Raw genomic sequence first — 11,242 nt, forward strand, 5'->3', positions numbered from 1 at the left:
AAGACAATGGCCCGTCGTAAGCGACAGAATCTACGCGCCGCGTAGGCGGGCAAACGTGCCGGAAGTGTCTCTTATAAATCGACCCCAAAGATCCCGACTCAGCTGACGACGTACAGCCAGGGGCTCATACCGCCCCTTGCGCAAAACCGGGGCAATAGGAAGAGTTGAAGGAATGATCGCCCGATGGACCGTATTCGCATTTTGCGCAATTTCCTTCCTTTTTGCTGCCCGCCAATCCTTCTCGCAGGACATCTCACCGCAGATGCGGAAAGACCTCGCCAGCTTGAAGGAGCTCTGCGATGACGATCTCCTCGCCCCAAGAGTTTGCGAGGAGAAACAGCGCGCCATCCTTGGTCTTTCCAGTGGAACTCCGGAAGCGCCCTCTGAATCATTGGGCCTTGGCTCGAGCGAGGCGGCAACGACACCAGATATCTTCGACGATCTGACCCCAAAGGAATACGATAGCCCGCGACTCGGCTATCATGTGTCGCTCCCCACGGGCTGGCGTGTCCTGGCGCGTGATCAACTTCGTGCGGGCATTGCCGACGTCCAGCAGCACCTGGCAAACAACCCAGCCGCTCGGGAAGCCTTCTCCAAGTTGGGCGAGCGCGCGCTGGCAAGCAACATCGAGATGTTCCAGAAGGACAATACGCAGGTTCAGGCCCAACCCTACCGTGGACGGCTGCCCGGCTCCTTCAGCGACCGCAGCGCACTTTGCAACGTCCTCACAGGGGGAGCAACGAGGATTCCGGGTCGAACGCTTTCGACCCATGAATGTCGTTTAGAGGACGTGGATGGCCAGCCGGCCATCTATTTGGAGCGAGACTCGTCGCTCACCCGAATGCGTAGCCTTCAATATTGGGTTCAGAATCCAAAGGGCGTCGTCGTGCAGTTCGTGAGTTCATGCATGAACCCCAGGCCCGAGCTCTGCCAGGAGAACTTCGAACTCTTCATGTCGAAGCTCACGTGGCAGAACGACGAATCCTAGCGGACCCAAAAAGTCTCAGGGACAACTGGGAATCGCGGCCAGAACCTCGCACTGCGTGGTCACACCCGCATTGTCGCACCTGTCGACACCAGGGCCGCCCTTTAGCTTGTCGAGCCCGCCCTGACCCGCAAGGCAATCATTGCCTGCATCCCCGCGAAGGATGTCGTTATCCGGTCCACCATTCAGGATGTCGTCGTCCGGTCCACCGATCAGACGATCGCGGTCACCGCCGCCGTCGAGTTGGTCGTTCCCGGAGCCCCCGTTCAGGCGGTCTCGGTCCGGCCCGCCATCGAGCACATCGTCACCGAGGCTCCCCTTGAGATTATCCTTGCCCGGCCCACCGCTCAGCGAGTCTGAACCGGCGCCACCATCCAAGCGGTCGTCGCCATCCTCTCCCTCGAGAACGTCGCGACCCGGTCCACCTTTCAGCCGGTCCTTGTCAGGGCCTCCGCGCAGCACGTCGTCGCCAAAGTCTCCCTGCATCGTATCCCGGCCAGGCCCTCCAATCAGAACGTCATTCGATTCGAAGAGCGTGCTCGCTGCTGCGTTTCCATCGCCCTGAAGGCTGTCATTACCCGCCCCCCCAGCGATGCAATCGTTTCCGGCCATCCCCTTGATGATGTCGCGCCCATCACCACCGATGATCACGTCTGAACCCGGGGTCCCAACAATCTTGTTCGTCTGGCCGTTCAACCCGACGCAGAGCTGATTCTCCACACCGTTGACCGTGCAACCACCCGTGGCGTCGGCCACGGTCGGATTGGCCGTCGGACACGACGCGGGCTGGTCGAGGCTGTCGCATAGCCCATCACCGTCAGCATCGACATTGTCCGGCCCAAAGCAGATGTCGGCGCTGTCACAGACGCCGTCATCGTCGGTATCTCCGGAATTGTCGGGGCACTTTACCGCACAGTCGGTGCCGTCCATGCCTCCCGGGCAAATGTCGTCGCTATTGCAAACACCATCGCCATCGCTGTCACCCGTGCCGTCAAGGCCGGTGCAGAGATCACACGCGTTCGGAACACCATCTCCATCGTCGTCGCTGTTATCGGTGGTGTCACACGCATCGCGGTCGTCACAGATGCCATCGCCATCGGAGTCGCCCACCGAGTCTTTTCCCAAGCACGCGTCGCAGTCGTTCGGAATACCATCGAAGTCGTCGTCGAGCGCATTGTCGCCATTGCAGTCGTCCGCTTTTTCGCAGGCAAATGGGAATTCGTCATCTCGCTCGATGCAATCGCAGTAACCGTCGCCGTCGGCATCGGCGCCATTATCGTCCCCAATGCAACTGTCGGCCGGCTGGCAATCTGCGATGCCGTCGTCGTCTTGGTCGCGCAGGTCGTTTTCCCCAGGACACACGTCGCAGGCATCCGGAATCTTGTCGTTGTCACTGTCCGGCGCCGTGATGTCGTTCACCCCGATACACGGATCGGCGAACGGATCTTTCGCCGGGTCGGCTCCGGGGATGTCGCAAAGGCCGTCGCCATCCGCGTCGATATTGTTGCCAACGAGGGCGTTCTTGTCCCCCAAGCAGACATCGCACGCGTCCGCGATACCATCGTCGTCCGCGTCTACGGAATCGTCCCCGGCCGGGCATACGTCCGCGATATCGCAGACACCGTCACCGTCGGTGTCCGCGTAATCTACGGCCGCGCAGGGGTCCGTCGCCTCGAGCTGATCGCAAACACCATCCGAATCCGAATCGGGGCCAATACCGAAGCAGGCATCCACGGCGTCGCAAAGGCCGTCGCCGTCGACGTCACCTCCCGGACCAAGGAGCGCGACCGGCACCGGAGCGATGAATCCTGGCGGACCAACCGTGTTCGTGTCGACATCGTCACCCCAGCACGCAGCCGTCATGTCACTCTTGATGCAGCAGGTATGCGTCATTCCGGCCGAAAGCTCGGTGCATTGAATACCCGGCGGCGGTGTGGACTGGCCCTGCGCGTCCCCGCCCCAGCATTCCACCTGACCACTGGCTGCTATCGCGCAGCTATGGGTGGAGCCCACCACGACCTGCGTGGCGACGAATCCTGGCGGGGGCGTCAACTGCCCAGACCCATCCGAGCCCCAACACTCCACCGCACTCGCGACCGACACCGCACAGCTGTGCGAATCGCCAGAGGCCAACTGCGTGAAGGTACCGGTGGGATGTTCGAGGACCGGCGGGATCCCGGTATTGAAGAGAAACGGTGAGCTTGGCGGGTTCGTCGGGTCAAAGCCGGCGCCCCAACAAGCAATTTCTCCGTTCGACTTGATCCCGCACGTGAAGCTCGCACCGACCGAGATCTGTGTGAAGAGCTCTCCTGCGGGCGGCGTTGATTGGAGGGCGCTGTCGTCGCCGAAGCAGGTCGGTACTCCGTTTGGGCGAATACCGCAGCCATGGATCGGCCCCAGACTGATTTGCTTGAAGGCGCCACCCGGAGGCCGAGCGATCAGGCCCGACCCCCAGCACTCGACCTCTCCCGTATCCGTGCGAATGCCACAGGTCGCCAACGACGAGCTGCTGAGCTGCGAATACATGGTAAGCGCCCCAAACGGAGGCGGGAGAGAGGGCGAGATCGCAGGATCGGATTCCAACGTGAAATCGGGATCCACGGTCGCACGCCAACATACCGCCAGGCGGTTCTTGTCTAGTGCGCAGTTGTGAATCGTGCCGGCAGAAATCGACATCTCATCGGAAGTGCGCGTCACCGGGCATTGACCTTTCGCGGTCCGAGGCGACGCCACTCCGGTTCCCATCACGATCGCGAATGCAATCACTGCGATGGCGGTGTTGCGCCTTATAAAGGAACTCTCCATCGTCGTGACCCGCTCCGGCACAGAAACGATCGCCTTTCTCACGGGCCTGTGTTCGCGATTCTCTCGTACGCACGACAAAAGTGCAGGTACGCATCGCGCAGCTGGCCGCCGGCGAGGAGCGAACTCCCCGTCATGAACGCATTGGACGCCTGCGTAAAGGCCAGAATGGTATTTGCGTCGTTCGTCAGCGCGTTGTTGTCCGTCATCGCGCTCTCGTACTGATCCAGTCGAACGCGCACGAGCTCTCGGACTTCCTCTGCACGCCCGCCGAATCGAACACCGCCGCCGACAGGGGTTTCGGGAGGGCGCGTTCCCAGAACGAGGCTCATGACCTTGTCACACTTCCCCAGCCTCTGTTCGAGATCGATTGCGATGATATGACGCGTATTTTCATAGGCCGCCTCGATTTCCGCGCCATCGACGGCTCCACCTTGATACTCACATTGCGCCAAGGCGATCGCTTCGGCCTCGGCGGCCAGCGCGGCACCCGCAAGTACGGCGTTACAAATCTCCTGGGCGAGAGGTACGCTCACCAGGCAAGTCGGTGGAATCGCCTTGTCACTCGGGAGCGCGTCGCAAATGAAGCTGCCCGCGCCGATGTAGGCGAACGCCTCTGCGGCAACCGTCAGGGGCGCCTCGAAGAATGACTCGCAGCGCTCATCGTTCTTCTGGCTATCTTGATCGTTGTCCACCCGCGCGGGCTCGATCGTCGCCGTGAAAGCAGAGTAGTCGTTTCCCGAAGCGTACCCCGGGACGTAGCCGATATCGCTCTCCTCGGAAATGTAATGGCTTTGTGGTTTTGCCGGATCGTTGTTCTCGAGCAGCGCATGCGCTCGCTCGGGGGCAAGCCATGCAGAGGCAGCAACGAACACAGCCAGAAACGCCGATCGCGTGGGGAGAAAGCTCATCGGACTCACCCCTCTCAAGATGCCGGCACCGGGGCCGGCAAAGTTCCAAAGAAGCCCACGAGCGTCTTGTAGGCGTCGCAATAGCGCTTGTAGGCAGACCTGTAGTTTTTGGCCGCGAGTTGGTTGTTCCCCGCGCTCAGCTCATCTTGCGCATCCTCGACCTCGGAAGCGAATCCGCCTGCGTCCGCTGCCTGTCGAATTCGCACCTGGACGAGATCTCGAACCTGCTCCGCGCGCCCTCCGAAGGCCTCCGGTAGATAGAGCCCCACGACTTGTCGGCAATCGTCGAGGAGCAAAGCCTCGATCTCGGCCGAGTGAATCAACCGCGTATTCTCGAACGCAGCCTCGATTTCGGCTCCATCGACATTCGACCCCTGGAAGCCACACTGCATTGCGTAAATTGCCACAGACTGGATCGCGAGGGCCGTCACCGCCTGCACCACGTTGCAGGCGATGTTTGCCGCATCACCCACCGGGCTTGCATCCGGAATGGCGTCACACAGTGGCGCGGTCGCCGCCAGAATGTTGAGTCCGGCCATCGCTTCGGCGATTTCCGCTTCGCCATCGTCGTCGCAGCGATCGTCATTGGTCAACCCATCGCCATCTCCATCGACGAGCAGGAGGCCGTTGACGGCGGCTACGGCGACCTCGTACTCCGTCCCACTCGGATAGAGTGCCTCGAAACCGACAGCGGCCTTTTCCTGTAGGTCGGCCAAACACGGCGAAGGAAATCCGCCGGCGAGAATTGCGACCGCCACGGTCATGGTTACGAGTTTGCGCACGAAATTTCCTTCTCGATCAGCCATGAGTCGTCTCAGGGCTCGAGGGTGCGAATCTTGCCACGGAACGTCTTGGTACACGTCCCGCCGTCCGGATCCGTCGCGATGAGGGTGACGTCGAACTTTCCGACCGATGCGTACGTATGCACCGGGCTGACCTCGCTGCTGGGCGGACTGCCGTCTCCGAAATCCCAACGGAACGTCAGGTCTTCGAAGGAACCATCGGGGTCACTCGTGGTGTTGCGGAATTCGACGAGAAGAGGGGCCGGCCCCTTGCGCGGGTCCGCCTTCATGTTGCAACGCGGCGGCTTGTTGTCGCCGCTCGCGCCGGACCCACCGCCGTTTCCACCGGTGTTTCCGTCGCTGCCCGTACCTCCTCGGAAGCAAGAACGCTTGGCTTGTCGGGCAATCTGGCCTGGTAGCGAGGCCGGAGAGTTGCATGCGCGGTTTCGTCCGTCGCCCAGGTTGTTCGCGGCGACATCGTATTCGTAGGCCGTCACGTCCACCGCGTTGCCGCAACTTTTGTATCGCGAAATGAAATTCGCCCGTCCCGCACCGGGATCTTGCACGAGAAGCCCATCCCCCCGATTGCAACGAGATTCTCCGCGGTACAACGTGTTTTCTCCGCCTGAGACCTCGAAGCCGCTTTGGTTGTTGTTCTTCGCGTCGTCTCGCTGGGACTGATTGTCGTTGCCCTGGATCGTGTAACCACTTGCGGCATTGGCTTCAGCCTTGTTCTTTTCGAAGTCGTTGCCGTCCCCCTGGACGAGGAAGCCCGAGTCATCGTTCCGTTTGGCGCGGTTGCTCACGAGAAGATTGGAAGCGCTCGCGACCTCGAACCCGCTCTCGCGATTTCGTTCCGCCTGGTTTCCCTGAATCTCGTTGGAACCGGACGCCGGATCGAACCAGAACCCGCTGTCTGTGTTTGCACTCGCGCGGTTACCGCGAATCTCGTTGCCCTCGCTCGTCGCAAAGTAGAAGCCGGCGCCACCATTGTTGGCAGCGGAGTTGTTCCTCACCTGATTCTGGCCACCTTCGATCTGGAAGCCGTGTTGCACGTTGTCCAGAGCGCGGTTCGAGCGAAGCCGGTTCAGGTCAGACTGAAGCTGAAATCCGACACCGTTGGATTCCGCCGTCGACCCGGTGATCACCGTTTTGTTGGCCCGAATGAGAGCCCCGACCGAATTGTTGGAGAGCCGCACGCTCTTGAGGACGGTGCCACTTTCTTCTGACACGTCTGTCCCGGCATTGTCGCTCAAGAAGCCGATCTGATCGCCGGTCTCACCGATGCGAAGATCTCGAAAAATCACGTTCCCCGAGGATGGACAGACGTAGACCAACGTGTCGAAAGGCCCAGCAGCCCCGGGTCGAACACGTGCGGTGTTGCAGCCCGTGATCAAGAGTCCCGTCGAAGCATTGGCGTCGAACGGAGCGCCGAAATCGATCTCGTTGACGGTGACATGCGCTGGAGGCGACGTGGTGCCGTCGGGGCAGAGTGCCGTAGCCGCCGGCGGCTCGTCGGTCGCATCGGAAATGCAGATCACTTTCCCGCCCGTTGCGATGTCGACGGCAGCCTCGAGATTGGCCACTTCGATGGAAGCACCCGTCGACGGGATACAACCCGCTGGTGCGCAAATGTCGCACGTAGCGTTGCCGGGCAGGTTTGCAGGTGGACAAATGCCCAGAGAGGAAGTGGCTGCGACCAGCAGCACCGCCACCGCCGCGGGTACGGCCGCGAGCACAACTGGGGTCCGTCGTAGAGGGTTCATAAACTGTGGTCTCCCGGGATTGATCCCTTCACCTGTCTTGGGACGAGCAAACTCGATAGCGGCCGCTTTATAGCACCCGGTGGATGCCTTGGTACGGAACTTTTTTCGAACGTTCGTTCTGCTTCTCCCGGCCCGGCGACCACGCTCGTGACGGCGTTCGCCAACAGATCGGCAGAGCCGCGACGGATCCCGGTTCGTGCCGCAGAGGGCAGGTGGCCGGCCCTTGGCGACGGGTGGGTCTCGGAAAACTCCCGCCTTTCCAAAGGATAGCCGACATGAAGCGCGCTTTCGGCGCCTGGACGACATAACGGCTCCTTACCGGACGCTGGCGTGCGGCTCGCACTGGCACATGGATCTCTTCAAAAACCCTGTCGTGGCAATCGGTTGCCGGACCCGGTCTTCCGTCGACATCCCGGCACGCAGCGTCTTGTGTGCCTATGGTGTGCCAAAATGCCGGACGTGGGGTGCCGCGAGCGCCGTCTTGCGCGCCAGAAGCGGCGGCAGAGCCGCGCGTGGGACTCCGGCGAGGCCGCGACCGTTCCGGACAGCGTAGGATCCGCGCCGATCGCGACGCATCGCGGGCCCCGCGCATCGCGCCTATAAGTCCAAGCAGCTGGTTCTGGAGGGCCGCTTGTACGGCAGTCGAAACCGGCTCGGCTCCAAGAGGAGAACCCATGCAAGACATCGAGATTGAAGCGCGTGATATGACGTTCCAGGCGCTGATCGACGGTCCCGAAGACGGCCCTCTCGTGATGATGCTGCACGGCCTCCCGCGCAACCGCTGGGAGTGGCACCACCAGATCCCGGCCATCGCCGCCATGGGATTTCGCGCGGTCGCGCCGGATCTGCGAGGCTTCTGCCCCGGTGCTCGCCCTGAGGGAGTGGAGGCCTACCACCTCGACGAATACGCGCGCGATGTCCTCGGGATCGCCGACGCGCTCGGTCATGCAGAGCGCCCATTCCATCTGATGGGCACCAGCATCGGCGCGAACATGGCCTGGTGGCTGGCAGCGAAATACTCCGACCGGATCGCGACGCTCACGTGCATCAACATCCCCCATCCCGGCGCCCTCGCCACGGGACGCTCGAAAACCGGCTCGTCTGCCGACGGGCAAACGGCGAAGTTCAGCTACATCAGCGAAGCGGCCAAAGAGGGCAACGAACGCACGATGTTCGAGGCCATGCTCGCAAAGCAGGGTGTGTCGTCCGAAGAGAGCGAGCCGTACCGCACAGCCCTCGACAGCGATGAGGCCCTAGCGCCGTCTACAACTTCTACCGAGCCATCCCACTGTGGTTCACGGAGCGCCTCGATCCAGTCACCATGCCGACCCTCTTCGTCTGGCCCACGGGTTCGACGAACGTAGCGAACGCTTCGATCGCCGCGAATGCAGGTTGGGTCACGGGCCCCTACCGCCTCGAGATCGTCGAGGGCGTTCACCAACCCGCTCTCCAAGCGGCGCCGGAAGAGATGACGGCCCTGCTCCTCGAGCACCTGTCCGAGTACGCCCGATAACGAGCGGCCGGTTCGTGCACCGAGACGCGATGACCGCGCACGGGCAACGTGCCTCGAAGCGGTCTCAGCTCCCGACGGCTTTGAACTGCGTCGCGTCCTGCTTCTTGATGTCGTCGAGCGTCGCTTCGAAGCAGAGCGGCGTGTGCACGGGGTCATAGCCGATGAGCTGCACGGTCGCGCTGGTCGCGCCCGGAAGGCTCGCGGCGATGGGCACCGGAAGGGTGCCGGCGCCGTTCGAGGCCTTGACGAAGAGTTGGGTCTTCCCCGGAAGCCCGCCGCCGAGCTTGATCCGGGATACGCCGTCGGGCGCCTCGTCGCAGTCCTTGTACTGAAAGCCGGTTGGCTTCCAGACCGCCCAGCAGGGCTTCGATCCGCAGAAGTCACCGGCGCGATCGACCGCCATGCCGGCGACGAGGGAGCCCGCATCGTCGTAGAGGCACACGGCCGTTCCGTCTGGATGGTCAGTCGCTTCTGGATCGACCACCTGGTCCAAGACCAGGCCCGCGTCGAGGTGACGTGGGAAGACCAGGTACGCGGGATACGCCACCACTTCGCCGTCCTGATGCCGAGCTTGACGGACGGTGCTCGGAGAGAGTTCGAGTCGGCGTTCTCGCGGCTCGCTGCCCGGAACGCGACGCGCGCTGCCTGACCGAGCGCCAATTGCGACACCCCGAACCCACAGAGACACACCACCATGAGCCTACGAAACCTCGCCCGATTGAACGTTCTCCTCGCCGTCGTCGCGCTCTGGGCGGCCGGATCCTCGGCCCACGCTCAGCCTCCTGGCATCAAAGCGGTCTTCATCGGGCACAGCTTCTTCCGGCACTTCGCCGACGAGATGCCGTTCCACGCCACTCAGGCGGGAATCGTCGGTCATTCGCAGAACGTGCTCTTCCGGGGCGGCGCCAACGGCGCACCCGAAGCACTGTGGAACGATCCCGTCACCCGCGCCGAGATCCAGGGCTATCTGGATGCGGGCGATGTCGAGCTGTTCGGGAGGACCGCCCACGGGGACTACCCCGGACTGCCGGGCTACATCAATTGGTTCGACTACGCGCTGGCGCAGAACCCGAACACGCGATTCATGCTCGCACTCCCCTGGCTGACCCAGCCCGCGAGCTACACCGGCGCGGCCTAGGAGAGCGCCTGGCACGCGACCCATACCGGGCCGTGGCACGACTTCGTCGACACCATGCGGGGGCTCTACCCGAACGTCGACATCTTCTGTAACCCTTATGGCCAGAGCGGGCCGGAACTTCGGCTGCTCTTCGACGCAGGGAACCTACCGGGCATCACCGCCGTCCAGGGTCCGGCCGCCACGTCCCTCCACACCGACACCCTCGGGCACGCGTGCCACATCCTGAAGGACCTCGGCGAGCTGGTGTGGCTGAATCGGATCTACGGCATCGACCTGCTCACCTACAGCGACTCGCCGCCCTGGGCCACGGACTTGAACGCCATCGCGCAGGCGATCATGGATGCGCACAACGCGAGCTATGGATCGCAGCTCATCCGAGCGAGCAAGTTCCTGATCAAGGACGACGACCTTCCGCCGATCAACCCGAAGAAGCGCAAGCTGACGTTCAAGTCGACGAAGTTCCAGGGCCAGCCGAGCGGCATCGTCGAGCCCGACTTCGGCACCCCGAGTGACCCGACGGTCGCCGGCGCCACCGGGGGCGGTGCCGTCCTCACCGTCTACAAGGTCGGCGGAACGCCGGACGACGTCTACACGTACGACCTCCCTGCCACGTTGTGGAGCCAGACCGGGAACGCGGCCCTCCCCGGCTACAAGTACAAGGACAGCCAGGGGACCGAGGGTCCGATCAAGAAGGTTCGGATGGCCAAGGGCACTCTGGTCGTCTCCGGGAAGGGCGACGGCATCTACGAGCTCGCCGGTGCACCGCAGGAAGACATGGCCATTCGCCTGAAGCTCGGCAGCGGGATCGAACTCTGCGCCACCGCCCCGGCGCGCACACCCACCACCAAGTTCGACTCTACGCGCAAGTTCGACGGGGAGAAGCACTCGCCGGCACCGGCCGTGTGCCCGCCGGTCCCTCAAGATCCGCCGGCGTACGGCTCCGCGTCGCAGGCGTTCGTGATCGAGAGCGAGCGACTTCTCTGAACCGCGCGCGCCCGCCCCCGCTCGCCGTAGTCACCCGACAGAGCGCCGTGGTCGTGTTCGGGTTCAGAGACGGTTGGACCCAATAGGTCGACGAAAGAAGAGACACTCCCGGCCCAAACGGAAGGAGAATCCGATGGGAAAGGGACAAAGCGCGGAGAAGGTCGTCCGCGACATTCAGCGCAAGACACGACGTCGTTTTTCGGCGGAAGAGAAGATCCGCATCGTCCTCGAAGGACTGCGTGGGGAAGAGAGCATTGCGGCTCTGTGCCGCCGCGAGGGGCTCGTTCCGAATCTCTACTACCGCTGGTCCAAAGAGTTTCTGGAGGCCGGGAAGAAGCGTCTTGTGGGCGACACGAAGCGC

11 protein-coding genes are annotated in these 11,242 nt (G+C 62.8%); 6 read left to right on the plus strand and 5 right to left on the minus strand.

Features of this window, described 5'->3' with window-relative positions:
• The first annotated feature begins 172 nt into the window (after positions 1 to 172).
• Complete coding sequence (locus P8R42_06215; GenBank protein MDG2304241.1) at positions 173 to 988, plus strand: hypothetical protein; 816 nt, start codon at positions 173 to 175, stop codon at positions 986 to 988.
• Positions 989 to 1,003: 15 nt separating this feature from the next.
• Here P8R42_06215 and P8R42_06220 read toward each other — a convergent pair whose 3' ends face one another.
• From P8R42_06220 to P8R42_06235, 4 genes are all read right to left on the minus strand, one after another.
• The gene (locus tag P8R42_06220; protein ID MDG2304242.1) at positions 1,004 to 3,682 is read right to left on the minus strand and encodes a hypothetical protein; all 2,679 of its coding nucleotides are present in this window, start codon (positions 3,680 to 3,682) and stop codon (positions 1,004 to 1,006) included.
• Between the two features lie 146 nt (positions 3,683 to 3,828).
• Entirely contained in the window at positions 3,829 to 4,698 is an 870-nt protein-coding gene (locus tag P8R42_06225) for a hypothetical protein (protein MDG2304243.1), read from the minus strand.
• 14 nt (positions 4,699 to 4,712) lie between these two features.
• A complete protein-coding gene (locus P8R42_06230) occupies positions 4,713 to 5,480 on the minus strand; it encodes a hypothetical protein (protein ID MDG2304244.1) in 768 nt (255 codons plus the stop codon).
• Between the two features lie 32 nt (positions 5,481 to 5,512).
• Positions 5,513 to 7,066: a right-handed parallel beta-helix repeat-containing protein gene (locus P8R42_06235; protein MDG2304245.1), complete on the minus strand. Its 1,554-nt coding sequence runs from the start codon at positions 7,064 to 7,066 to the stop codon at positions 5,513 to 5,515.
• An 854-nt stretch (positions 7,067 to 7,920) separates the two neighbouring features.
• Here P8R42_06235 and P8R42_06240 point away from each other — a divergent pair.
• The gene (locus tag P8R42_06240; GenBank protein MDG2304246.1) at positions 7,921 to 8,610 is read left to right on the plus strand and encodes an alpha/beta hydrolase; all 690 of its coding nucleotides are present in this window, start codon (positions 7,921 to 7,923) and stop codon (positions 8,608 to 8,610) included.
• Positions 8,568 to 8,759: a hypothetical protein gene (locus tag P8R42_06245; protein ID MDG2304247.1), complete on the plus strand. Its 192-nt coding sequence runs from the start codon at positions 8,568 to 8,570 to the stop codon at positions 8,757 to 8,759. The genes P8R42_06240 and P8R42_06245 overlap by 43 nt, the downstream gene beginning before the upstream one ends.
• Positions 8,760 to 8,823: 64 nt before the next feature.
• Here the strand turns inward: P8R42_06245 and P8R42_06250 are convergent, their stop codons facing one another.
• Positions 8,824 to 9,306: a hypothetical protein gene (locus tag P8R42_06250; protein ID MDG2304248.1), complete on the minus strand. Its 483-nt coding sequence runs from the start codon at positions 9,304 to 9,306 to the stop codon at positions 8,824 to 8,826.
• A gap of 147 nt (positions 9,307 to 9,453) precedes the next feature.
• On the opposite strand from P8R42_06250, the gene P8R42_06255 reads away from it, so the two are divergent.
• The 3 genes from P8R42_06255 to P8R42_06265 form a co-directional block, all read left to right on the plus strand.
• Positions 9,454 to 9,897: a hypothetical protein gene (locus P8R42_06255; protein ID MDG2304249.1), complete on the plus strand. Its 444-nt coding sequence runs from the start codon at positions 9,454 to 9,456 to the stop codon at positions 9,895 to 9,897.
• Between the two features lie 54 nt (positions 9,898 to 9,951).
• The gene (locus P8R42_06260) at positions 9,952 to 10,881 is read left to right on the plus strand and encodes a hypothetical protein (protein ID MDG2304250.1); all 930 of its coding nucleotides are present in this window, start codon (positions 9,952 to 9,954) and stop codon (positions 10,879 to 10,881) included.
• Positions 10,882 to 11,014: 133 nt separating this feature from the next.
• Positions 11,015 to 11,242, plus strand: a 228-nt coding sequence (locus P8R42_06265; protein MDG2304251.1) for a transposase, incomplete at its 3' end; no start/stop codon positions are given.

It is taken from the genome of Candidatus Binatia bacterium, from assembly GCA_029243485.1.
In the GTDB taxonomy this organism is placed as follows: Bacteria; Desulfobacterota; Binatia; order UBA12015; family UBA12015; genus VGTG01.